This window comes from Bizionia saleffrena (assembly GCF_008086175.1).
Classification (GTDB): Bacteria; Bacteroidota; Bacteroidia; order Flavobacteriales; family Flavobacteriaceae; genus Bizionia; species Bizionia saleffrena.
Window position 1 is genome coordinate 87534 of the sequence record NZ_VSKM01000002.1, and the last position, 24607, is coordinate 112140.

Sequence of the window (24607 nt, forward strand, 5' to 3'; positions counted from 1 at the left end):
AGGCTTAAGGTTTGTTAAAACTTTAACAAACCTTTATCCTTTTGGGGAATGAGAATAAAGGATTTATTTTTTGAATTGATATGTGTTCGTACAATATTTTTTTGATCTGGAAAAATATCAAACAACACCTCGTTTTTAATTTCGAAACTTTTAATATTCTTGACATTACTAATTTCTAAATAACAGTTTACAATATCATCGGTATATTTTTTTCCCAGATATTTAATAGTGACTGGAGAATTGTTAATACTAATTTGAATACGGGACAACACATATTTTTCGATATAATTATCCATTAGCGCATTGTCTATATTATCGTTCAAAACCAATGATGCATCGTAACGTTGGCGTAAAACATTCTCAAAATCATCGATAAAGATTCGCGTAATAATTTGTACCGATTCTTGCTCTTCGAGATAATCGATTTGGGTAACGCTAACGTAATATTTGTGTGCAGCCGTAAACGCCAGTAAAGGTAAAATTAAGAGTAGTGCTATTTTTTTTAGAGTATTCATAGTTAAAAAATTTCAATTACAAATTTAACCATTAGTTTCAAAACGTATTCCCAAAGTCTGTTATTCTTTAAGATTAAGATTTTTTTGATACTCTTTATATTTTTCAATCACAAAATCGAACATTTCAATATTGCCTCCGCCGATATGGTTATTAAAATTTTCATCTTCAGCACAGAAATAGAAAAAATCCATTCTACGTGAAGTCTCTAACGGGTAATCATTAAAGAAAGCGGCTCCCAATTTAGCTATTAATTTTTGCATAGCTTCTGTATTTGCCTCTAGTGCGACTCGTTGTTTAAGCCTTTTTGTTCTTCCAGATAACCCATTTAGTATTGGGTTTATTGGTACAGAAAGCACAAGAATCCCGATAAGCATACCTGGTTTAAAATCTCCAGCTTCCTGCAGTAGTCGTTCGCTCTTTGTTTTTCTTTTTCCTTTATAACCTGGAATACCGACATCGTAAAAATCTATAGGTTTTTTAGCTTTCGAGTTCGCAATATCATCGTATAAGTTGCCAGATAATGTATTTCCTAATTTTACTTCAGCTAATGCATTGACTTCGATTTCTAAATAGAGTACAATACGTTTGTTTTTAAGATGTGTTTCTGTAATTACTAAGGTTACTTTTTTATATTGAATAGAACTGATTTCCAATTGGTCATTTACAGCAACTTCAATGGTAAATTTCCCATTAGCGTCTGTAGTCGTGTTTTGATTTTGTGTGGTATTTATAACGTGAAGACCTTCAATAGCATCACTATCTTCTGAAAACACTTCGCCATCAATAACTAGTTTTTGCCCTTGAGCGTAAATAGTATAAGAATGGAAAACAAGTATGTAACTTTATTCACCTGTCGCTTTTAAAAATAATTCGCTTTGTTTGTGTAAATAAGCGACCCGTTGAAATTCGTTACTATCCGTTAGTAATATTTCAGGGCCATCTTGAGATTCTAAAAAAGAAATGAAATCGGAGACCCTATGTACAGGAATATTATAATTTTCTATATAATAGCTTTTTGGAAAGGCATCTGCCCATTTAGAAATAGGGGTTTCTAGCCTGGGGTCTTTAAAATTACTTGTATCGTGTTTCTTGTTTTTAAATAACAACCCCACTAAAGCTCCCAAAATAGCGATAGCATCAGCTTGGTAGCGTATTTGACCTTGATTTATGGCACTATTTTCAACGGCCGAATACTTATCATCTGGCATATCGAAATTTTCAAAACTACCAAAACTAAATACAATTGGAGTCACTAATTTAACATTAGCTACATCGGTTTCTAAATTACCGGTTAAATCATAGGGTAATAAAATCACCTCCGCTAAACTATTTATTTGTTCCACTAAATATATTTTCAGGCTTTTTGACGCGATGACCGCCGCGGTTATTTTAGTTTTAAACGGTTTTAATTGCAGGGCAGAGACTTGAATTTCGTCGTTTAAACCCACACTAATTTTAAATTCACCATCGGCATTGGTAATAACCCCTGTATTCGTCGACGCGTTAAAAATAGTAACATTTTCTAAATCATCGACATCGACATATATATTACCCAAAACCTGGACACGTTCTGGTTCTTGCGCATAAAAGGTAGTAACACAACATAAAAATGCTGTAAAAAGTAAAAAGCGCTTCATTTGGAATGGTTTAGTAACGTAAATAAAGGTTTTCATATCTAAATATAAATTTAAAACACTTTTAAACTTTTGTTAAATATATGCTTTGCCTAAATTTACAATAATTTCTTAATACAAATCAATCTTTAACGCTATTAACATCTATGAAACATTTAATTATTGCGAGTACGTCTACCGTGTTTGGTGGCGCACCTTTAGATTACATTTTAGACGCCCTCACAGAGTTATATAAAAATACAGATACTATATTATTTATTCCGTATGCAAGGCCTGGCGGCATATCTCACGAAGAATACACTAATAACATACAACTAGTATTCAATAAAATAAACAAAAAAGTAGTTGGCATTCACGAATTTGAATCGCCAACAGAAGCGCTTCAAGAAGCAAAAGGCATTTACGTTGGTGGAGGAAACACCTTTGTTTTAGTTAGTCAATTATATAAAAGCAACTGTATAAACACCCTAAAGGAGGTCGTTTTAAAGGGAACGCCGTATTTAGGCACAAGTGCGGGAAGCAATATTTGCGGTTTAACAATGAGCACGACAAACGATATGCCTATTGTGTACCCGCCAAGTTTTAAAACATTGGGTTTTGTGCCCTTCAATATAAATCCGCATTATTTAGACCCTATCGGCGGCAATACACATATGGGTGAAACCCGCGAAACGCGAATTAAAGAATTTCATCATTACAATACGCCCCCTGTTGTGGGATTAAGAGAAGGAAGTTGGATTGAAATAAAAGGAGACACTATGCTTTTAAAAGGCCCCTTAAAAGCGATTATTTTTGAATACAAAAAAACTCCGTTTGAAATTGAAACCGGAACATCTTTAAAAGACATAAAATAAAAAAGCCTCATCGTGAGATGAGGCTTTAGAGCGAGAGACCGGGTTCGAACCGGCGACATTCAGCTTGGAAGGCTGACGCTCTACCAACTGAGCTACTCTCGCGTTTCCGAGTGCAAAGATACTTAAACATTTCAGTTATTAACAAGTAATTTTTAAAATTTCTTTAAAAAATGATATCCGAGTATTTCATAGCCTTGATTGTAGTAAAATTTGTGCGATGGGTAATTTTGAACGTAAGTATTTAGCTCTGAAGCTTTGCACCCTTTAGATTGCGCATAATTATCGACCCATTTCATTACTATTTTACCTATACCTTGACCCTGAAATTTTTCACAAATATAAATGTGGTCTATCTCAACAGATTTCCCTACATAATGACGCGTCATAAACCATAAACCACAGATTCCTATTAGTTTATCGTCTTTATAAACACCCAAACACTCGTAATTCTGAGTTACCATTTCTAAAAGTCGCTCTTGTAAAACAGCCTCAGAATTTGCATTATTAGACAATTTCTGCAGAAAAGGGATGATTATAAAAATATCGTTGGCGGGTATTATTTTAAATGAAATAGACATAGTCACGTTTTTTCCTCAAAAGTAATTAATTTTGAATTGTAGACATATTTTTTACGCTGAAGTCTAACTAGACTATTTTAAGCGTAAGTATTGACATAAAATCACTTCTTAAATTGATATTTTTAAACAATGAAAAAACTAAAACATCTCTTATGCATTCTTTTATTAATAATGGCATTTACTCCTAAAGAAAGTAACGGCCAACACACTATTTCAGATGAAGAGTTAATAGGAAAAGGAACTCCTACCCTATTTGGAAACGGTTATTCTATTAGAGAAGAAGCATACCAAGCCTTTTTAAAACTTAAAGCGGAAGCTTTAAAAGAAGGCATTACAATTTCGGCTGTTTCTAGCTACCGCAATTTTAATCATCAAAAACGTATTTGGAATAGAAAATATAACACCTTTATTTCTCAAGGACTTTCACCTAAAGAAAGTATTGCTAAAATTATCGAATACTCAACTATTCCAGGCACTTCGCGACACCATTGGGGTACCGATATCGATATTTACGATACCAGCGTAGCAAGACCTGCGCGCATTTTGCAACCCAAAAATTATCACGGCAATGGGGTTTACTGCAAACTTAAAGACTGGATGGATAGCAACGCTGAACGCTATGGCTTTTATTTAGTTTACACCGACCTCTACCAACGAAAAGGCTTTAAATACGAGCCATGGCATTATAGCTACAAACCCCTTTCTAAACCTTATTTAGAGGCCTATGGTAAGCTTGATATTTCAAAATTATTAAAATCTGAAGGGCTTTTAGGAAGCGATTATTTTGATGAACCCTTTATAAAAAAGTACCTCTCGGAAAATATTTTAGATATAAATCCAGAACTTTTGTAAATTTAAACGTCAAAAAAGTAATGTATTATGAGAAGAGGCGGATTAAAAGGTAGAATAATAATTGGAGTCGTAATTGCTGCTTTTGCGTTGTTCCAATATTTGAGCAGACAAGAAACAAATCCTTATACAGGAAAAAAACAAGCAATTTCTATGACGGTAGATCAAGAAATAGCAATGGGTTTGGCGAGTCGCGAACAAATGGCGCAACAGTACGGTGGTCTATACCCAAACGAAGAAATGCAAGCACTGGTAGATGAAGTAGGCAGGAAATTAGTGAATAACAGTATTGCGCAAGAAACACCTTACCAGTACGAATTTCATTTACTCGCCGATAATTCTACGATTAATGCTTTTGCTTTACCGGGCGGTCAAATTTTTATTACCTACGCTTTATATTCACAATTAGAAACCGAAGACCAATTGGCAGGGGTTTTAGGTCACGAAATTGGTCACGTGTTAGGGAAACACTCTGCAGAACGCATTGCAAACTCAGACCTTTGGCAAGGCCTATCGTCGGCCGGGAGTTCTGTTGGCAATGAAATTGGCGGACTAATCGCTCAAGGTGGAAACGGCATATTACTTAAAAACGGACGTGGCGACGAATTAGAAAGTGACGATTTAGGGGTGCGTTTTATGATGAAAGCGGGTTATAACCCGGAGGAAATGATTAAAGTTATGGCCATTTTAAAAGCGGCTGGAGGTTCAAATAGGGTTCCTGAGTTTCAAAGTTCGCACCCAGATCCAGATAACCGCGTCGAAAATATTAGAGCATCGATAGAAAAATATAGGAATAATAATTAATTTCTTAGTAACTTTCTACTACCAAATGGTAAGATAACTGCATAAAAAAAACTAAAATAATTATTGTTAATTATAATCGTTTAACGCGTCGTTAAGCACCGTTTTCACGGCATCTGCTCCGTGCATATTAGCATACTCTCGCCGTATACCCCTTGCTTGATTCTGTATTTAACGCCGCTCCTTTTTCAATAAAACGTTTTGAAATTTCAACTCTATTGTATTTAGCAGCGTACATTACCGGCGTCATTCCATCCCCTTTTTTGATTGATATATTCCCTCTAACTAATAATTTAACAACTGTTTCTACGTCGCCTTTTACAATAAATATGCAAAAAGAATTCACGTTAAAAACAGTTTCTATGTTGTTATTATTTACAACAAGTGCGATGGATTTTGCAGTAACGGTAACGAAAGAGAAAACGAATACAATTGCGGAAATGAGGATTGATATTTTTATAATAAATGATTTTGATTGATGATTAATGTATTTATTGATATATTATAAAGTCAACACTCTTGTAAATCTGTTACAGTAAGCATAAATCTCTTTTTTAGCAGTCAATAGTCAGCTAAGCACAACCCCAAACTGTTTTTAAAACACAGTATAACGCTAGTTTTTAAAGGAGTATTCTACATTGTTTTAACAAACTTCAGTACCTTTGCGAACAGCTAAATTTTTGAAAATAATGAACAAAAAAGTTATTTTAATGATTCTTGACGGGTGGGGTAAATCTCCAGACCCAAAAGTATCTGCTATAGACCACGCTAACACTCCTTTTATAGACAGCTTATACTCCAAATATCCGCATGCACAACTTCGCACGGACGGTTTACATGTGGGTTTACCAGAAGGTCAAATGGGAAATAGCGAAGTAGGCCATATGAATTTAGGAGCGGGCCGCATTGTGTATCAAGATTTAGCAAAAATAAATGTAGCTGTAGAGAAGCAAACATTGGCTTTAGAGCCGGTTTTACTTAATGCGTTTCAGTATGCTAAAGAAAACAACAAAGCAGTTCATTTTTTAGGACTCGTTAGCGATGGCGGTGTGCACTCACATATTAATCACTTAAAAGGATTGCTGGAGGTTGCCGAAAATTCAGGTCTTAAAAACACCTTTATTCACGCGTTTACCGATGGTAGAGATGTCGACCCAAAATCGGGAAAACATTTTATTGAAGATTTGCAAAATTACACCACTAACAAACACGCTAAAATAGCAACTATAATTGGTCGCTATTATGCTATGGATAGAGACCACCGCTGGGAACGCGTAAAATTAGCTTACGACGCTTTGGTAAATGCAGACGGCGAACATTCTATAAACGCTGTAAAAAGCATTCAAAAGAGTTACAACAACGGTATTACAGACGAGTTTATAAAACCCATTGTAATGGTAGATGAAAACAATACACCGTTAGCAACTATTGCAGATGAAGATGTGGTTATCTTTTTTAATTTTAGAACCGATCGCGGTCGCCAACTTACAGATGCTTTATCACAACGCGATTTTCCTGAATTCGATATGCATAAATTAAATTTACATTATGTTACGTTAACGAACTACGACCAGAATTTTAAAAATTTACACGTTGTTTTTAATAAAGATAATATTACTGAAACTTTAGGAGAGGTTTTAGAGAAAGAGAATAAAAAGCAAATTAGAATTGCTGAGACTGAAAAATATCCTCACGTTACTTTTTTCTTTTCCGGCGGGAGGGAAACACCATTCCTAGGAGAAACGCGTATATTAAAACACTCTCCAAAAGTAGCCACTTACGATTTAAAACCAGAAATGAGCGCTTTCGAATTAACCGAAGCTTTAGTACCAGAATTAGAAAAACAAGCGCCAGATTTCGTATGCTTAAATTTCGCTAATGGTGATATGGTGGGCCATACCGGCGTAATGGACGCTGCAATAAAAGCGTGCGAGGCTGTAGATACTTGTGTAGAAAAAGTAATTACCACGGCTTTAACAAATGGCTACACAACGCTTTTAATTGCCGATCATGGTAATTGTGAAACGATGATAAACCCAGACGGATCGCCAAATACAGCGCATACTACAAACCCGGTTCCGGTACTTCTAATAGACAATGAATTAACCACAATTAAAGACGGTATTTTAGGAGATATCGCACCAACTATTTTAAAATTGATGGGCATAGAACAACCAAAAGCGATGACCCAACATTCTTTAATTTAACCCCGATTTAGAGTAAAACTGTATTGTTATGATGAAAAAAGGATTGATAATAGCCGTAGATTTTGATGGAACTATTGTAGAAGATGGCTATCCGGGTATTGGAACGCCAAGATTATTTGTTTTTGAAACTCTAAAACGACTTCAAAAAGACGGACACCGTTTAATTTTATGGACCTACAGATCTAGTAAAAAATTAGAGGAAGCCGTTGCCTTTTGTAGCGACAACGGTGTTACCTTTTATGCCGTTAATAATAGCTATCCGGAAGAAGAGTACACGGCTTCAGTAAGTCGGAAAATTCATGCAGATTTATTTATTGACGATCGTAATATTGGTGGTGTTTTAGGCTGGGGTGAAGTCTATCAGATGCTCACTAACGACGCTCCACAACTTCCACAACCTAAAAAGAAGGGGTTATTTTCATTTCTGAAAAAATAATTACCCTCTCGACAACTCAAAATACTGCTTATCTATGATTTCTTTATGGTCTGGATGTGCAATATTAACTAACGCTTTTACACGCTCTTGAATGGTTTTACCATATAAATTTGCTATACCATATTCGGTAACCACATAATGCACGTGTGCTCTTGTCGTCACGACTCCCGCACCAGGCTTTAAACTTGGCACAATACGACTGATACCCGATTTTGTAGTTGAAGGCAAGGCTATTATGGCTTTCCCTCCGTCACTTAAGGAAGCCCCTCGAATAAAATCCATTTGCCCGCCTACGCCAGAATACATTTTAGAACCGATAGAATCGGCGCAGACTTGCCCTGTTAAATCGACTTCAATAGCAGAGTTTATGGCTACCATTTTAGGATTTTGCCTAATAATAGACACGTCGTTTGTATAGTTAGAGGCGCGCATTTCTATAAACGGATTATCGTCTACATAATCGTAAAGTCGCTTAGAGCCAATTAAAAAAGTAGCCAAGGCTCGCCCTCTATTCACGCCTTTATAGTTGCAGTTAATAACGTTTTTTAAAATCAAATCAATCACACCGTCCGAGAACATTTCGGTATGTAATCCTAAATCTTTATGGTTAATTAATCGCGATAACACCGCATTAGGAATATTTCCAATCCCCATTTGCAGAGTACTTCTGTCTTCAATTAAACTCGCCACGTGGTTTCCTATTTGGTTTTCAATAATCGTAGGCTCTACAATAGTATGTACTGGCAGTGGTATGTCGCATTCTACAAACGCATTAATTTCTGCGATATGGATAATCCCTGCGCCGTGGGTTCTAGGCATTTGCTTATTCACTTGCGCAATTACGTAATCGGCATTATCAATAGCTGCCAACGTAGCTTCCACTGAAACGCCTAGCGAGCAATACCCGTGTTGATCGGGCACCGAAACGTGAATTAAAGCAACTTGTAAATCAATTATATTCCGTTTAAATAATAGAGGTACTTCACTTAAAAATACAGGAGTATATGATCCATTTCCTGCTTTTAGTGTATGGCGCACATTTTTGCCTATGAAAAAAGAATTAACGTGAAAACTATCTCGTAATTCTGGGTTTGCATACGGTGCCTCTCCTTCTGTATGTAATTGACATATTTGTACATTTCTTAATTCTTCGTGTCTATTGGTTAACGCCTGAATTAAAAGTTGAGGTGCAGCTGCCGCGGCTTGGATATAAATTTTATTATTAGACTTTACAATTTTTACTGCTTCTTCTGCCGATACTGATGTATACATAATGGAAATTTTAGTTCTACAAATATCGCAAAATTTAAGCATTTAAAAACTGCCAAAAGTCATATTCCATAAACATTATATAGCGCTTTAAATTTATTATATTTGCATATAATTTTTTATGCACATGATAATAGTTAAAACAAGAGAAGAAATCGAATTACTGCGAGAAAGCGCATTAATTGTCTCTAAAACTTTGGGAGAAGTCGCCAAAGCTGTAAAGCCTGGAGTAACCACTTTAGAATTAGATAAAATTGCCGAAGAATGCATTAGAGATCAAGGTGCAATACCTGGGTTTTTAGGGCTGTACGATTTCCCAAATACCTTGTGTATGAGTCCGAACTCGCAAGTCGTACATGGTATTCCGAATAACACACCGTTAGCAGAAGGAGATATTATTTCTATAGATTGTGGTGCAGTAAAAAACGGTTTTTATGGCGATCATGCTTACACCTTTGCTATTGGAGAGATTGCGCCAGAAATCGAAAAACTGTTACAAGTTACCAAAGAATCGTTATACCTTGGTATTAGGGAGTTAAAAAGAGGAAATCGCGTTGGTGATGTTGGTTATGCTATTCAAAAGTATTGCGAAGATCACGGTTACGGTGTCGTGCGCGAACTCGTAGGACACGGGTTAGGCAGAAAAATGCATGAAGATCCTGAAATGCCTAACTACGGAAAACGTGGTCGTGGTAAAAAGTTTGTAGATGGAATGGTCGTAGCCATAGAACCAATGATTAACTTAGGTACGCAAAGCATAAAACAACATAACGACGGTTGGACTATTACTACCTTAGACGGTAAAGCAAGCGCTCACTTTGAACACGATGTCGCAATTGTAGACGGCAAACCAGAATTGCTTTCGACTTTCGCCTATGTTTATGACGCCTTAGGCATCACATCTACGGAAGAAGACGAATTTAGACAAATTCCCTTCGTACTATAATTATTATTTTAGAATGAATACTATTGCTCGCATTGAAACCGAATTAGCGCCTCTTAAAAAAGAGCTAAAGGAGCATAAACTTTATAAAAACCTGAGCTCCATTGAAGACGTAAAAATCTTTATGGAGCAGCACGTTTATGCAGTTTGGGATTTTATGTCTCTGTTAAAAGCGCTTCAAATACAGTTAACAACGGTAACTTTACCTTGGATTCCTGTAAGCAATCCTACAATTTCTCAGTTTATAAACGAAATTGTTTTAGGAGAAGAGAGTGATGTTAACGAGTATAATGAGCCACAAAGTCATTTTGAAATATATCTCGATGCGATGCAGCAAATTAAGGCAAACACACTACCTATTGATGCTTTAATTGCCCATTTAAAAAATGGCGCCTCGGTTGAAGACGCTTTAAATAGCATTGATATACATACCGACACGAAAGCTTTTGTAACCCATACTTTTGAAGTAATAAGCACTAATGAAGCACATAAAATTGCCGCAGCTTTTACTTTTGGTCGCGAAGATTTAATACCTGATATGTTTTTGCAAATTATAGCGCAATCTGAAAAAGAGAATAACGCTAATCCGTATAGTAAACTCAGTTATTATTTACACCGACATATAGAAGTTGATGGCGATAATCACGGCCCGTTATCTTTAAAAATGATAACCGAATTGTGTGGTGAAGACTCTAAAAAATGGGATGACGTTTTAGCGGTGGCTAAAGCCGCGTTAAGATCTAGAATACAATTATGGGATACCATAAACAGCCTTATAATTTCTCGTCACGACAAAACAGCATAGCCTTTTTTACATTGAAAAACCTATTCAAATTCTTTTTAAACTTTCTACCGCGACCTTTTTTAATTAGGTTAAGTTATACTGTTCGTCCGTTTTTAGCTTTCTTTCTAAAAGGAGATTCTTTTTTCGACCCTATAGATGGTGAAGGATTTAGAACCTTTTTACCTTATGGCTATGGTAACCAAAGAAACAATGTGTTATCACCTTCAACGTTAAGTTTAGAGCGCCACCGACTTCTATGGCTCTATTTAAAAGAAGAAACCGATTTTTTCTCAGCACACAAAAGCGTTCTTCATTTTGCTCCAGAACAGTGTTTTTTTAAACGTTTTCGCGCCTTAAAAAACTTAAACTATACCACCACCGATTTAGAATCCCCTATCGCCGATGTAAAAGCAGACATCTGTAATTTACCCTTTGAAAATAATAGCTATGATATTGTTTTATGCAATCATGTGTTAGAACATATTCCCAACGATACTAAAGCAATGCAAGAATTATATCGCGTGATGAAACCTGGCGGTTATGGTGTTTTTCAAATCCCTCAAGAATTACATCGCGAAACGACTTTTGAAGACGACACGATAACAGATAAAGCCGAACGCGCTAGACTATTTGGGCAATATGACCACGTACGCGTGTACGGTCGCGATTATTTTAATAAACTACGACGCATAGGTTTTACTGTTGAAGAGGTAGATTATACTGCAATGCTATCGCCAGAGGATATAACCAAATATTGCTTAGCAAAAGGCGAAATTATTCCTGTAGTTTATAAACCAGAGGCTAAATAATGAAGTACGCTTAGTTACTTGATGTAAAAGACATATCATTAACAGCCCTTACAAGTCTGTTTAACGTTAAACGACTCTAGAATGATACTATTTTGCTTGCCTACGAATTAACGGGCCGCTAAAAAGCTCAATCAAACTATAATTTCCAAAGCCGAGATAGAACCATAAAACGGAGTAAAACAGACCATCGCTAAAGGTTTTACCGCCATAAAGATTCGAATACGTCATCGTATTATTCCTTTTTCTTAGCTAATAACTCTTACTCGGGAAAATTATTAAATCCTAAAGATTCGTATTCCTTATTTTCATTTTCGAAGATGATATATCCTTTTAACTCTTTATGTCGTGCCATAAATTGTTTCACGCCCTCAACTCCCATCGCTTGTAACGCTGTTGCGTAACCATCGGCTAACATACAGTTTTTAGTAATCACTGAAGCACTAAGAATCTTCGTTTTTGTGGGATACCCCGTTTTAGTATTAATAATATGGGCGTATTTGTTTCCGTTTTCGTCTGTTTTAAACTTTCTATAAGTTCCAGAAGTCGCCATTGCTTCATCTTTCAATACAAAGACTTTATCGAACGTTTGAGAACCATCGTAATTAGGATTTTCGATACCCACGGTCCATCCTTTTTTACTTTCAACATTACTTCCTCGCGCTACTAATTCACCCCCAATATTAACCATAAAATTTTGAATGTTTTTACTAACTAAAAAATCTCCAATAACATCTACAGCATAGCCTTTAGCAATTGCATTAAAATCGATATAAGGGCGTGGGTAACTCTCTCTAATGGTATTGCCACTTAATAACAATCTATTAAAACCAACGTACTGCATTAAACTATCTACTTTAACGCTATCTAATGGCTTCAAATTCTTTTCAGAACCAAAATTCCAAGCATTGACGAGTATACCAATAGTAGGGTCGAAAACGCCCTTAGTATCTTTAAAAATCTGTTTCGCACCCACAAACACGTTTACAAAATGATCATCTACTACATCAATTTCGTGACGGTTTAATTTTGAAATATCGGAATCCGGTTGATAATTAGACATTGATCTATTAATGACAGCAAAAAGACTATCAAATTGCGTATTGTATTTTTCGTTGCCTTCAGAATGATACGTTACTTCATAAAATGTACCGAATACTCCGCCACTTATTTTTGTGTTAACCGGTTCTTTTGTACACGCCGAAAGCACAATTAAAAAGACTATAAGTACGACTGATTTTTTCATTTTAAAATTTATTTAAAGTCAATGAAAGGTGAGTTTTACTGCGCGATATTTAATTTAAATGTGTGTCTATAAACTGAATACCATTGTATTCAATTAAATAATCTTCATTTAAATAGACAGGTAAGTCGTCCCCCTTAGGATTGGCTAGCCCTACACCTGCATATAAAACTTTGGCCTCCTTTTCACTAGCGTGTTTCTTAAAGGATTCCATCCAGATCACATCGTAATTATTAGGATTCTCTGGTAAAATTACCGCTTTAACTATCACAAAAAAGTATTGGCTATTAGCGTCTATACAGACAAACTGCGGATGCTTTTTTAATTTGCTATTTATGGCTATAAATTCGAACCCTCGTTTCTCTAAATCCTTTCCTACGTGGTTCATTGCAAGATTATGCAATTCTTGTTTTGTAAGTGCTTTACTCATTTATAACAGGGCTTTTAAATGTAAATTATTGAACAACAAAAATACAAAAATCTAAATCATTTGTATAAAAAAACCCAACACGATCGTGTTGGGTTTTTCTGTATTGCATTTTAAAAGGATTATCCTCCAAAATCATCAAATCTTATATTCTCGTCTGGCATACCGAAATCTTCACCCATTTTCTGAACGGCTTTGTTCATTAATGGCGGTCCACAGAAGTAAAGCTCTATATCTTCAGGTGTTTCATGGTGGTTTAAATAATTGTCTATTACACAATTGTGAATAAATCCTACGAAACCATCCCCTGGAGCATCAATGTTTTCTTTTACTTTCCAGTTATCTTCTTCGGCCGGCTCAGAAAGCGCCAGATAGAATTTAAAGTTTGGAAAATCTCTTTCTAATTCTTTAAAGTGTTCCATATAGAATAATTCTCTTTTAGAACGTCCTCCATACCAGTACGTTACTTTACGACCTGTTTTTAAGGTTTTGAACAAGTGGTATAAGTGAGAACGCATAGGCGCCATTCCTGCACCACCACCAACATAAAGCATTTCTGATTCGCTTTCGTTAATAAAGAATTCACCGTAAGGTCCAGAGATAGTTACTTTATCCCCTTTCTTTTGGTTAAAGATGTAAGACGATGCCACACCTGGATTAATATCGGCCCAACCTCCTTTAACTCTATCGAAAGGCGGTGTTGCTATACGCACATTAAGCATAACCTCACGTCCTTCTGCAGGATACGAGGCCATTGAATAGGCGCGTTCTACAGTCTCAGTGTTTTTCATTACTAGAGGCCATAATTTAAACTTCTCCCATTCTGCTTGGAATTTGTCTGGCGTATCGTGTTCTTCAGGGTGTGCCGTAATATCCATTTCTGAGAAATTTACCTCACACGGCGGAATTTCAATTTGAATATATCCTCCCGCTTTATACCCCATATCTTCAGGTATTTGTACCACGAATTCTTTAATAAAGGAAGCAACATTATAGTTACGTACTACGGTAGCTTCCCATTTTTTAATTCCAAAAACTTCTTCTGGAATGGTAATCTCCATATCTTGTTTCACTTTTACCTGACAAGATAAACGAGCACCATCTTTTAATTCTTTTCTTGAAAAGTGCGGTGTTTCTGTTGGCAGCGCTTCACCACCACCAGACATTACATGACATTCACATTGAATACACGTTCCACCACCACCACAAGCCGATGGTAAGAATATTTTCTGCGCACTTAATGTAGATAGCAATGTACCACCCGACGCCACTTCAATTTCTTTTTCACCGTTTATCTTAATGGTTACTGGACCAGAAGGTGATAATTTTTGTTTTACGAATAATAATAAACTAACTAGTATTAGGGTAATTAATAAAAACGCTGCTACGGTAGCTATTATTGTTCCTGTTGTTCCTGCTGCTAAAATCATAATTATTCTATTATCTTAGTGTTATTGGCTAATTCTACTGATTTTTCAGTTTCAATTTGTTCTACCTGAGAGGTTGGTTCTGGTTCTGTTGATGGTTCTCCTTCTTCATCACCTCCTGTTAACATTCCACCAAAACTTAAGAAACCAATACCCATTAATCCCGTTATAATAAAAGTAATTCCTAAACCTCTTAATGGTGCAGGCACATTACTATATCTAATTTTCTCACGGATGGCTGCAATAGCAAGAATGGCCAAAAACCAACCAATTCCAGAAGACACTCCGTAATTAAGTGCTAACCCTAGCGTTTCTATTTCACGAGCTTGCATAAACAAAGACCCCCCTAAGATGGCACAGTTAACGGCAATAAGTGGTAAGAAAATACCTAATGAGTTATATAACGATGGTGAAAATTTCTCTACTACAATCTCTACTAATTGCACCATTGTTGCAATGGTTGCAATAAACATTATGAAAGATAAGAAGCTTAAATCGAAATCTGCATATTCTGGACCTAGCCATTTTAAAGCGCCAGGTTGTAATAAATACTGATCTAATAACCAGTTTAAGGGTACTGTAATAGCCAATACGAATATTACCGCAGCTCCTAAACCAACTGCTGTTGCAACCTTTTTAGATACTGCTAAATATGAGCACATACCTAAGAATACCGCAAACACCATATTGTCAATAAAAATTGACTTAAAAAATAATTCTATGTGTTCTATCATTGTCTTTTATTTTTTAGTTTTTGTTGTTGTTATTTCTAACACGAACTCAAACTGTGTTTTGATTAGTCTTCGATTAATGCCTTGTTTCTACTACGTTGTACCCAAATAAGAAGTCCTACGATAATTAAAGCCATTGGAGGCATTAACATAAACCCGTTATTTTCGTATCCAATAGAGTACACTCCTGTTTTTTCAATAGCATCCCCTAAAACTGGAATACCAAATAAGGTTCCAGATCCTAAAAGCTCTCTAAAGAATCCTACTATAACAAGAATAACAGCATAACCTAACGCGTTACCAATACCATCTAAGAACGATCTCCAAGGTCCGTTTCCTAAAGCAAACGCTTCAAAACGTCCCATAATAATACAGTTGGTAATAATTAAACCAATAAATACCGAAAGGGTTTTACTTAACTCGTAAGCATAAGCTTTTAGTACTTGATCTACAATAATTACTAATGTCGCTACAACAATAAGTTGTACAATAATTCTAATTTTTGAAGGAATAATGTTACGCAATAACGAAATGACAACATTTCCAACTCCTAATACGAATAACACTGCAATTCCCATTACAAGTGATGCCTTTAGCTCGGCAGTAATAGCTAATGCCGAACAAATACCTAATACTTGAATAGTAATTGGGTTGTTATCTGCTAATGGATCGGTGATTAACTTACCGTCTTTTTTTGAAAGTAGTCCCATATTAGTTAGATTGTGTTTTTAAGTTTTCGAAGAATGGTAAATACAATTTTAAATCTTTCTTCATCATTGCAGCTACACCGTCTCCTGTAATTGTTGCTCCCGCTAAGGCATCAACTTTATAATCTTCTTTTCTTTCGTTTAGTGGGTCGTTATTTCCTTTTGCTACTTCAATCCCTTTAAAGGCACCGGTATCGCTAAGTAAATGTTCCCCTTCGAAATCATCCATAAAATAACGTTGCTTAATATTAGCTCCTAAACCGGGCGTTTCACCTGCGTGATCAAAGAACACACCTTGAACAACCATATCCTTATCTAAAGCAACAAAGCCCCAAATAGCATCCCATAACCCTTTACCTCTAATGGGTGCAACGTAAACAGTTTCGCCGTCTTTCTCACCAATAAATAAAGGTAAGAATCTAGATTTACCTTCTTTAGCTCTAGCTTGTTGTTTCTTAACGTCTATTAAGTAAGGCTCTTGATCGTTATGAGTGTCCATATATTCTTGGCGCGTCATTTCTTTCAAGATCTTTCCGTCTTTTGCTTCTAGAACGAGTTGTTGGGAAATGTTAGTAGAAAATAATTCGCCTACTTTTTCTGTCCCTACAAAAACAATATCGTTATCTCCATTCTCATTTATACCGATAGTATAAAGAATGTTTTGTTGTTTTTCCATACGTTCGTTTTCCTCAATTGCAGGTCTTAACGTAGACGCTGTAAAGGCTAACAAAGAACCTACAATAACTACCATTGCAATTGCAAAGAGTATTGTGTATGAATTTTTATCTGTATTAACTGCCATAATTATGCTGTTTTTAGTTTTAAACGTTTCATTCTACGCTTAACATTACCTTGAACCACATAGTGATCGATGGTTGGCGCAAATACGTTCATTAATAAAATCGCTAACATTACACCTTCTGGGTATGCTGGGTTGAATACACGAATCATAATAGAAAGAAATCCGATTAAGAAACCATATATCCATTTTCCTTTATTGGTCTGTGAAGCGGTAACAGGATCGGTTGCCATATACACGGTACCGAAAGCAAACCCTCCAATTAATAAATGCATCCAGAAATCGGTGCTCATTAATCCGTAAAATTTACTTGACTCTGTTATCCATCCGGCGTTAACAACACCGTTAAAGACTAATCCCATAACGATAGCTCCCACTACAGAAGATAACATAATTCTCCAGCTTCCAATTTTCGAGAAGATTAAGAATAAGCCTCCTAAAAGAATTAAAACTGTTGAGGTCTCCCCTACCGAACCCGGAATAAATCCGAAGAACATATCCATCCAATCATAACTTACAACGTTATTTTGAGCGAGACTACCTAAAATTGTTTCTCCTGAAATAGCGTCTGGCTGACCTTCCATTGCTTTTGCTCCGTGCACCCATACTTTATCTCCCGACATCCATGTAGGATAGGCGAAGAATAAAAAGGCACGAATAGTAAGCGCAGGGTTAAGAATATTCATTCCTGTTCCTCCAAACACTTCTTTTCCGATAACAACTCCAAAAATAACCGCTACTGAAAGCATCCATAATGGCGTGTCGATTGGTACGATAAGTGGCACTAACATTCCTGTTACCAGGTACCCTTCTTCTACTTCATGTCCTTTAATTACGGCGAATACAAATTCTACTGCTAGCCCAACTCCATAAGACACTATTACTAATGGTAAAACTGTCCAAGCCCCCATTACAAAGTTATCCCACGTAATAAAATTAGCCCATAAAGACACTTCGGTAGTAATACCGTTAACGGCATCGATTGCTGCGTAATGTTGGTAACCGGCATTAAAAATTCCAAAAATTAAACAAGGAACCAATGCCATAATAACAGTGTTCATTGTTCTTTTTAAATCGTCGGCTACCTTAATATGAGTTCCATTGTGAGTGGTCTCATTCGGTAAGTATAGAAACGTATGTATTGCGTTAAACGCCGGCGCCATCTTGGTACCCTTATACTTTTCTTTTAAATTATGTAAATTACTTTTTAAACCCATCTTGTGTATTTTTCATTTTGCTTTGTGCAATGAATAAGTTATCCAATTTCTTTAAGCATTAAGTCTAAACCTGTTCTAATAATTTCTTGATGTGGTTGCTTAGACACACATACGAATTCTGTTAAAGCGAAATCTTCTGGCGCTACTTCGTACATTCCTAAAGCTTCCATTTCATCTAAATCCTGATACATACACGCCTTTAGAATTTGCATTGGGTAAATATCTAAAGGAAAAACCTGTTCGTACGTTCCCGTGGTTACAAAATTTCTATGCTCTCCGTTTGTATTGGTATTTAAGTCGTATTTTTTGTTAGGTGTTAACCATGAAAAGGTTAATGCTCTAGACGTCGATACTTTATTAAACACGGGCTTATTCCAACCAAAAAGCTCGTAATCGTCGCCTTCTGGGATTACCGTTATTATATTGCTATAATAATCTAAATACCCATCTGCTTTTACTTGCTTACCCGATAAAACATTTCCAGAGATAATACGATCGTTACCGTTTTTATCTACACCGTTATCAAAAACCATAGTGGCTACTTCACTACCAATAGTCGTTTTGAAGTATCTGGGTTTTTTAACTGAAGATCCTGCTAAAGCAATAGTACGCTTCGCATTAAATTTACCAGTTAATAATAACTCCCCTATAATAACAAGATCTTGTGCATTTACTGTCCACACTGTTTCACCTTTATTAACCGGATCGATTTTGTTTATTTGAGTTCCCACATTACCTGATGGATGTGGTCCAGACACTTTGTGAAGTGTAATACCCGACAAGCCTGATAGTGGTGAATTCCCGTTTTTATCTACACTAACGTGAACTTTCCCGCTTGTTAATTTACCTAATGCCGTTACAGCCGCTTGAAGCTCTGCTTCTTTGCCTTGTAACACATAGTCTAAATCGGTCGCTAATGGCGCACTTGCGTAAGCAGATACAAAAATGGCTTTTGGAGTGGCATCAGATTTTGCAATAACGTCGTACGGACGTTGTTTTACAAAAGCCCAACAACCAGACTCCAGCAATCTTGACTTTACAGCTTCAGCAGTAACGCTCTCCACATTTAAAGTCCCAAAATCTTTGAAGGTTTGTTCTTTGTCAGCTTGTATTTTAACTGAAAGAAGCTTTCTTTTCTCTCCTCTTGGAATGTCAACAATCTCACCAGAAACAGGAGATACGAATTTTACGTCTTCGTTAGCTTTATTATAAAAGAGCACATCGCCTGCTTTTACTTTTGCGCCAACTTTAACTACCAATTTAGGAATTATACTGTGGAAGTCGTCTGGCACAACGCTATAAAAGTTACTAATAATGGCGTTTTCAGTCACCTTTTCAGCAGCTCCTTGTAGCTTTATATCTAGACCCTTCTTAATCTTAATGTCATTTGACATATTAAAAATCTATTTGTTAATAGTTTATTGATATGATTTTTAAGATCAATAAAAATCGAGGCAAATTTACGAATAATAACCTAATTACGCCTTCAAAAGAAAGTATCTTATTTATTTATAACTATTCTAAATAACCAAAAACCATTAGGCATAGAATTTGCTTATATTTACACTTAAAAACAATTAGAATGTCGTTATCTTATAAACTATTACTACTCACCTTTTTTACGCTTGCAACGGTGTGTTCTCAAGTGGAAGAAATAGCCCCTCAAGACTATATAAAAACCATCAGTTTTAGTAAAGCACCAGAGAGCGCACTTCCTATTTTTAGATTGGGTGAAACTATTACTTTAGAGTTTGATGTGCTTAACGGTAACGAAGACGATTTCTACTACGAAATAAAACATTATAATAAAGATTGGACCCCGTCTGTACTTATAGAGTCTGAGTATTTAGAAGGCTTTAACGAACAACGCATTCGCGATTACCGAAACTCATTTAATACCTACCAAATTTTTTCGCATTACACACTCACTATTCCTAACGAGCAAACACGCGGACTTAAAAAATCGGGGAATTATAGTCTCATTATTTACAACGATTATAATGAGATCGAGTTTACTAGAAAATTTATGGTTTATGAAGACGTTGTTAATGTGGGGGTAGATATTAAACGTTCTCGCGATGTTTCAGCCATTAAGGAAAAGCAAACCGTAGATATTGTTGTCAATGCTAATAACTTCATATTTAACAACCCAAAGCAATCGGTTAAGGCCGTTATTATTCAGAATAGCAATCTAAAAACAGCTATTACCAATTTAAAACCACAATATATTTTAGGCGAACAATTAAGCTATCGCTATACTAAAGAAAGTAGTTTTTACGGGGGTAACGAGTACTTGTATTTTGAAAACAAAAATTTAAGAGGCGCGAATAATGGCGTTCAGTTTATAAAGTTAAAAGAGCTTTACAACACGTATCTATACCGTAACACCCCTAGGTTTGATGCTCCATATACCTACAACCCCGATATTAACGGTAATTTTTTAATCACGGCGCTAGATACCGATACGCCCAAAACGAATGCCGATTATGCGCAGGTACATTTTAGCTTACAACTAGAGCAACTCCCTAATAATAAGACCGTACATGTCTATGGGTACTTTAATAATTATGTGGTAGACGAAAGCAACCAGATGATCTATTATAATGACTCCGGAAGTTACGAACTGCCCTTGCGTTTAAAACAAGGTTTTTACAATTACAAATACGTTGTTAAAGACAACAATGGAACTATCGATGAGAATGCAATAAGTGGCAACTTTTACCAAACCGAAAACGATTACAAAGTCCTTATTTATTACCGCGATTTGGGTGCGCGTTACGATCGTATTATAGGCGTTGGCGAAGGCAACTCGGTTAATATTACCAATTAAAACAACGTTTCATCGAATAATTATAATAGTTACACCTATTATTATGATTTTACACGTAATACTCTTACATTAATAACGACTTAATACTAAAACAGTCTGCTATGGTGCAACAAGTAACACAAGGAATTAAAATTTCTGTACATACACATTTTGAAGGCACGTTTTATAAAGACTATAAAATCCACTATGCCTTTGGTTATAAAATTACCATAGAAAACCAAAGCAAAAAAGAGGTACAGTTATTAGCGAGACACTGGAATATTTTCGATGCACTTAACACGCCTGAAATTATTACCGGAGAAGGCGTTGTTGGCAAAACACCTGTATTAAAACCTGGCGAATCGCACACCTATTCTTCAGGATGTTTATTAAGCGCTCCTTTTGGCGCGATGAACGGTCATTATAAAATGTTAGATTTCACTACCAACAGGTATTTTAATGTAGAAATTCCTACCTTTAAATTAAGTGCACCTTTTGCGCTAAACTAATACTATTCTTTTTTCTTCTGATTTTTTAGCGCTGCCGTTTTAATTTGAATTGTTCTTCATTTAAATTAGGCTTCGGAAAGACCATCGCTTTTTTTGAAACCCGCTCTATTATTATACGTTTTTTTTTACGCTCTGCGAACTGAATACTTTAGTTTATTCTATCTCATTTATTTTATAAAAATTTTAAACACAGCGCAACGCAATACCCACAGCTTTTCTCACAGATTTACGACCAACAAAAAATAACCATTACGGTTTTTACCGTAATGATAGTATTGAAATTAGCCCTACATTTAAACCAAAAAAACGATGAAAAATCTACTTTTAGCATTCGCAATGCTTCTTATAGTAAGCAATTGCAACAAAAACGACGACGACCAACCTACAAACCCAATAGACCAATTACCACCTGCAACTCAAACAGGAGCAGGTACATTTGGGTGCTTATTAGATGGAGAACCTTTTTTGCCAGGTAATAGCCAAAACCCTTTAGATTGTGTCTATCAATTTGTTAATGGAGGTTATTACTTTTCTCTTCAAGCTAATAAAAGAGATGATTTAAATAATAGAATAACTCTCTCTCTCTCTACAAAGTCTCTAGAGATTGAAGAAAATGAAGTATTTAACTTACTAGAAAATATTGATGGGAATGCTTATGGAAGATACTCTTATGCAACTCTTGAAACATATACTTCGCAAGATTACACAGGCGAATTAACTATCACAAAACTTGACTTTACTAATAACATAGTATCAGGAACTTTCTGGTATGATATAGAAGATTACAATGGAGTTGTTCATCAAATACGTGAAGGACGCTTTGATATGCAATTTACGCAATGAAATAAAACTCGTTTTGCTGGAACAAATCACAAAAATTATATCTAACAAAAATCGAGTACATAATATAACAAAACGATGAAAAATCTACTTTTAGCATTCGCAATGCTTCTTATAGTAAGCAATTGCAACAAAAATGACGACGACCAACCAACAAACCCAATAGACCAATTACCACCTGCAACGCAAACTGGAGCTAATACCTTTGGTTTTTTAGTTAATGGCGAACCAATAAATGTTACTAACACTTCACAGCAAACGGCAATTTATCAAGGTGGGTTATTACAGTTTGGAGCTGGAGGAATTTTTATGCTTGTTCAAGAGCCTTTTACGATTAATACTCAAAATGATTTAACTGGAAAAGCAAGATATTTAATTGATCCAAATCCTCAATTAGGCTGCCACTATGAACTTGAAGACTCTTACGAGGGTTCTGTTGTGTTTTCTAAAATAGATACTGATAACTTTATTATTTCTGGTACATTCCAGTTTTCATCTGTAAATAATGACTGTGAGAATGTAGATATTACCAGTGGTCGTTTTGACTTACAATATATACCATAAATATTAACCAATAAAAAACAGATATTATGAAAAAATTTTTACTACTGCTATTTTGCTTTGTAACATTCTACAATGTTCAAGCTCAAAACTCATCTTATGCCAATAGAATGCAACACGTATTTGGTAATATAGATAAGGCTAAAGTTACCACAAGCTATCTTAAAGAATTTGGTGTCCGTTTTGCAAATATAGAAGCTTGTAATGGCAACCTATCTTCTGCTAATTTTGTAACTTAAACAAAAAATAAAACTATGAAAAAGCTATTTTTACTATTAACAATTATAACAACATTTAGTTGTTGTAACAAAAATGACGACGACCAACCAACAAACCCAATAGACCAATTACCACCTGCAACGCAAACAGGAGCTAATACGTTTGGTTGTTTAATTAACGGCGATGCTTTTATTGTAAGTAATACTTCAAATCAGGTTGCAATTTATCAAGGCGGTGGACTTTTAATTGGAGGTCAGAAAGATATAAACAATTTATTATCACAAATTAATATGTTTATAAGCGAATCAATTATTGGTGAAATTATATCAGAAAATAACACATATATTTTAAATACAAATTCAGTACCCAAAGGAGAATATTATACAGAAAGTCAAAACTGTTTCTATTTCACATCTAACGATTATACAGGTGGTTTATCAATTACTAGATTTGACAATACAAATTTCATAGTCTCTGGAACTTTTGAGTTTAAATCTAAATCTGATAACTGTGAAGGTATAATAAATATTACAAATGGTCGGTTCGACTTACAATATATCCCATAAACATTAACCAATAAAAAATGTATATTATGAAAAAACTTTTACTACTGCTATTTTGCTTTGTAACATTCTACAATGTTCAAGCTCACAAAATATTAATACCTCTTTAGCATCAGTTATAATAAATTGGCAACAAGGATGACTCACTCTAACGGTTTAAAATGTATGAAACACAGAAACAAAAATTATTACAAATTAATAGCCCTCCACTTGTTACTTTAACATGTAATTACAAACAACTTAAAAATTTAAACAATATGAAAACATTAAAATTATTTCTATTACTAGTTTTTATTTATACAAATACTAATGCACAATTAGATAAAGGAAATTGGCTTGTTGGAGGTAATGGTAGTTATACTAGTCAAACCACTACTTTTGATAGTGGAAGTAAAGAAAAACAAGATTTAATATCAATTAAACCTAATATTGGTTATTTTTTAAAAGATAAGTTCGTTATAGGTGCATCTTTACGATATGAAAAGTCAAACAGTTTTGATATATATGGAGGTGGTTTATTTTCTAGATATTATTTTTTAGAAGCAGATAAAGCTTTTAATCTATTCGCCCAAATTCATTATGATTATATGAATGCTGTTTCTCCTGTGGACAGAGGGGATTATAGTACTGCATCAAACTACTATGGAATTAGTATAGGGCAGGTAGTATTTTTTAATAGCGTTGTAGGTTTAGAGTTTGCTTTAGAATATGAACGAGGAAATTCGGTATTTGCTAAAATTAACAATATAAATGCTGTAATCGGTTTTCAAATACATTTAGAAAAAAAATAATACTAACTAAAACAAGTAAAAGCATCACTTAAAAACAATCTCAAAAAAAAGAAAGGCTACAATTAGATAGCAATTTTTCAAAAACAT

At 35.2% G+C, this 24607-nt stretch carries 30 protein-coding genes and 1 tRNA gene; 16 read left to right on the plus strand and 15 right to left on the minus strand.

Translation table 11 applies throughout. The features are described 5' to 3' along the window. Positions 1-14 precede the first annotated feature (14 nt). The 3 genes from ES676_RS02045 to ES676_RS02055 all read right to left on the minus strand — a co-directional run bounded on the left by ES676_RS02045 (position 15) and on the right by ES676_RS02055 (position 2189). On the minus strand, positions 15-515 hold the full coding sequence (locus ES676_RS02045; RefSeq protein ID WP_148368378.1) for a DUF6702 family protein: 501 nt from the start codon (positions 513-515) through the stop codon (positions 15-17). A gap of 60 nt (positions 516-575) precedes the next feature. Further along, positions 576-1289 carry a hypothetical protein gene (locus tag ES676_RS02050; protein ID WP_170234404.1) on the minus strand — a complete coding sequence of 238 codons (714 nt, stop codon included), beginning with the start codon at positions 1287-1289 and terminating at the stop codon, positions 576-578. A 69-nt stretch (positions 1290-1358) separates the two neighbouring features. After that, entirely contained in the window at positions 1359-2189 is an 831-nt protein-coding gene (locus ES676_RS02055) for a carboxypeptidase-like regulatory domain-containing protein (protein WP_148368380.1), read from the minus strand. A gap of 107 nt (positions 2190-2296) precedes the next feature. Between ES676_RS02055 and pepE the strand changes: the two genes are divergently transcribed. Further along, a complete protein-coding gene (gene pepE / locus ES676_RS02060) occupies positions 2297-3004 on the plus strand; it encodes a dipeptidase PepE (RefSeq protein WP_148368381.1) in 708 nt (235 codons plus the stop codon). A 29-nt stretch (positions 3005-3033) separates the two neighbouring features. Here pepE and ES676_RS02065 read toward each other — a convergent pair. Then, positions 3034-3106, minus strand: a tRNA-Gly gene (locus tag ES676_RS02065). Between the two features lie 50 nt (positions 3107-3156). Beyond that, positions 3157-3582, minus strand: coding sequence for a GNAT family N-acetyltransferase (locus ES676_RS02070; protein ID WP_148368382.1), 426 nt, complete (start codon positions 3580-3582; stop codon positions 3157-3159). Positions 3583-3711: 129 nt separating this feature from the next. Between ES676_RS02070 and ES676_RS02075 the strand changes: the two genes are divergently transcribed. Both ES676_RS02075 and ES676_RS02080 read left to right on the plus strand, forming a co-directional pair. Further along, positions 3712-4434 (plus strand): M15 family metallopeptidase, encoded by a 723-nt coding sequence (locus tag ES676_RS02075; RefSeq protein ID WP_148368383.1) that lies wholly within the window; start codon positions 3712-3714, stop codon positions 4432-4434. Between the two features lie 27 nt (positions 4435-4461). Beyond that, positions 4462-5235 carry a M48 family metalloprotease gene (locus ES676_RS02080; RefSeq protein ID WP_148368384.1) on the plus strand — a complete coding sequence of 258 codons (774 nt, stop codon included), beginning with the start codon at positions 4462-4464 and terminating at the stop codon, positions 5233-5235. 127 nt (positions 5236-5362) lie between these two features. Here ES676_RS02080 and ES676_RS15225 read toward each other — a convergent pair whose 3' ends face one another. Next, positions 5363-5578, minus strand: coding sequence for an ankyrin repeat domain-containing protein (locus ES676_RS15225; RefSeq protein ID WP_170234405.1), 216 nt, complete (start codon positions 5576-5578; stop codon positions 5363-5365). Between ES676_RS15225 and ES676_RS14610 the strand changes: the two genes are divergently transcribed. The 3 genes from ES676_RS14610 to ES676_RS02095 all read left to right on the plus strand — a co-directional run bounded on the left by ES676_RS14610 (position 5562) and on the right by ES676_RS02095 (position 7875). Beyond that, positions 5562-5711 (plus strand): hypothetical protein, encoded by a 150-nt coding sequence (locus tag ES676_RS14610; RefSeq protein ID WP_170234406.1) that lies wholly within the window; start codon positions 5562-5564, stop codon positions 5709-5711. The genes ES676_RS15225 and ES676_RS14610 overlap by 17 nt on opposite strands. A 210-nt stretch (positions 5712-5921) precedes the next feature. After that, positions 5922-7439 carry a 2,3-bisphosphoglycerate-independent phosphoglycerate mutase gene (gene gpmI / locus ES676_RS02090; RefSeq protein WP_148368385.1) on the plus strand — a complete coding sequence of 506 codons (1518 nt, stop codon included), beginning with the start codon at positions 5922-5924 and terminating at the stop codon, positions 7437-7439. Positions 7440-7470: 31 nt separating this feature from the next. Beyond that, positions 7471-7875, plus strand: coding sequence for a BT0820 family HAD-type phosphatase (locus ES676_RS02095; RefSeq protein ID WP_148368544.1), 405 nt, complete (start codon positions 7471-7473; stop codon positions 7873-7875). Here the strand turns inward: ES676_RS02095 and ES676_RS02100 are convergent, their stop codons facing one another. Beyond that, the gene (locus ES676_RS02100; RefSeq protein WP_148368386.1) at positions 7876-9147 is read right to left on the minus strand and encodes an acetyl-CoA hydrolase/transferase family protein; all 1272 of its coding nucleotides are present in this window, start codon (positions 9145-9147) and stop codon (positions 7876-7878) included. Between the two features lie 124 nt (positions 9148-9271). Here ES676_RS02100 and map point away from each other — a divergent pair, with 124 nt between their 5' ends. The 3 genes from map to ES676_RS02115 are packed head-to-tail and all read left to right on the plus strand — an operon-like array spanning position 9272 to position 11680. Beyond that, the gene (gene map, locus ES676_RS02105) at positions 9272-10090 is read left to right on the plus strand and encodes a type I methionyl aminopeptidase (protein WP_148368545.1); all 819 of its coding nucleotides are present in this window, start codon (positions 9272-9274) and stop codon (positions 10088-10090) included. A 13-nt stretch (positions 10091-10103) separates the two neighbouring features. Further along, positions 10104-10892, plus strand: a complete 789-nt coding sequence (locus ES676_RS02110; RefSeq protein ID WP_148368387.1) for a DUF3050 domain-containing protein — start codon at positions 10104-10106, stop codon at positions 10890-10892. A gap of 11 nt (positions 10893-10903) precedes the next feature. After that, positions 10904-11680, plus strand: coding sequence for a class I SAM-dependent methyltransferase (locus ES676_RS02115; protein ID WP_148368388.1), 777 nt, complete (start codon positions 10904-10906; stop codon positions 11678-11680). A gap of 259 nt (positions 11681-11939) precedes the next feature. Here the strand turns inward: ES676_RS02115 and ES676_RS02120 are convergent, their stop codons facing one another. From ES676_RS02120 to ES676_RS02155, 8 genes are all read right to left on the minus strand, one after another. After that, entirely contained in the window at positions 11940-12923 is a 984-nt protein-coding gene (locus ES676_RS02120; protein WP_148368389.1) for an FAD:protein FMN transferase, read from the minus strand. Between the two features lie 49 nt (positions 12924-12972). Beyond that, on the minus strand, positions 12973-13350 hold the full coding sequence (locus ES676_RS02125; RefSeq protein ID WP_148368390.1) for a Na(+)-translocating NADH-quinone reductase subunit F: 378 nt from the start codon (positions 13348-13350) through the stop codon (positions 12973-12975). Between the two features lie 119 nt (positions 13351-13469). Then, complete coding sequence (gene nqrF / locus ES676_RS02130; RefSeq protein ID WP_148368391.1) at positions 13470-14777, minus strand: NADH:ubiquinone reductase (Na(+)-transporting) subunit F; 1308 nt, start codon at positions 14775-14777, stop codon at positions 13470-13472. Positions 14778-14779: 2 nt separating this feature from the next. Next, on the minus strand, positions 14780-15508 hold the full coding sequence (gene nqrE, locus ES676_RS02135; RefSeq protein WP_148368392.1) for an NADH:ubiquinone reductase (Na(+)-transporting) subunit E: 729 nt from the start codon (positions 15506-15508) through the stop codon (positions 14780-14782). Positions 15509-15570: 62 nt separating this feature from the next. Beyond that, on the minus strand, positions 15571-16215 hold the full coding sequence (locus ES676_RS02140) for an NADH:ubiquinone reductase (Na(+)-transporting) subunit D (RefSeq protein ID WP_148368393.1): 645 nt from the start codon (positions 16213-16215) through the stop codon (positions 15571-15573). A gap of 1 nt (position 16216) precedes the next feature. Beyond that, positions 16217-17014: a Na(+)-translocating NADH-quinone reductase subunit C gene (locus ES676_RS02145; RefSeq protein WP_148368394.1), complete on the minus strand. Its 798-nt coding sequence runs from the start codon at positions 17012-17014 to the stop codon at positions 16217-16219. 2 nt (positions 17015-17016) lie between these two features. After that, on the minus strand, positions 17017-18228 hold the full coding sequence (locus ES676_RS02150) for an NADH:ubiquinone reductase (Na(+)-transporting) subunit B (protein WP_148368395.1): 1212 nt from the start codon (positions 18226-18228) through the stop codon (positions 17017-17019). Positions 18229-18266: 38 nt separating this feature from the next. Next, complete coding sequence (locus ES676_RS02155; RefSeq protein WP_148368396.1) at positions 18267-19622, minus strand: Na(+)-translocating NADH-quinone reductase subunit A; 1356 nt, start codon at positions 19620-19622, stop codon at positions 18267-18269. Positions 19623-19810: 188 nt separating this feature from the next. Between ES676_RS02155 and ES676_RS02160 the strand changes: the two genes are divergently transcribed. From ES676_RS02160 to ES676_RS02190, 7 genes are all read left to right on the plus strand, one after another. Further along, positions 19811-21058, plus strand: coding sequence for a type IX secretion system plug protein (locus ES676_RS02160; RefSeq protein WP_148368397.1), 1248 nt, complete (start codon positions 19811-19813; stop codon positions 21056-21058). 101 nt (positions 21059-21159) lie between these two features. After that, complete coding sequence (apaG, locus tag ES676_RS02165; RefSeq protein WP_148368398.1) at positions 21160-21546, plus strand: Co2+/Mg2+ efflux protein ApaG; 387 nt, start codon at positions 21160-21162, stop codon at positions 21544-21546. 336 nt (positions 21547-21882) lie between these two features. Then, complete coding sequence (locus ES676_RS02170) at positions 21883-22389, plus strand: hypothetical protein (RefSeq protein WP_215731627.1); 507 nt, start codon at positions 21883-21885, stop codon at positions 22387-22389. A gap of 75 nt (positions 22390-22464) precedes the next feature. Beyond that, the gene (locus ES676_RS02175; RefSeq protein ID WP_148368400.1) at positions 22465-22950 is read left to right on the plus strand and encodes a hypothetical protein; all 486 of its coding nucleotides are present in this window, start codon (positions 22465-22467) and stop codon (positions 22948-22950) included. Positions 22951-22976: 26 nt separating this feature from the next. Further along, positions 22977-23186, plus strand: a complete 210-nt coding sequence (locus ES676_RS02180) for a hypothetical protein (protein WP_148368401.1) — start codon at positions 22977-22979, stop codon at positions 23184-23186. A gap of 15 nt (positions 23187-23201) precedes the next feature. Next, positions 23202-23732 (plus strand): DUF6252 family protein, encoded by a 531-nt coding sequence (locus ES676_RS02185; RefSeq protein WP_148368402.1) that lies wholly within the window; start codon positions 23202-23204, stop codon positions 23730-23732. 254 nt (positions 23733-23986) lie between these two features. Then, positions 23987-24520, plus strand: coding sequence for a hypothetical protein (locus ES676_RS02190; RefSeq protein ID WP_148368403.1), 534 nt, complete (start codon positions 23987-23989; stop codon positions 24518-24520). Positions 24521-24607: the final 87 nt, after the last annotated feature.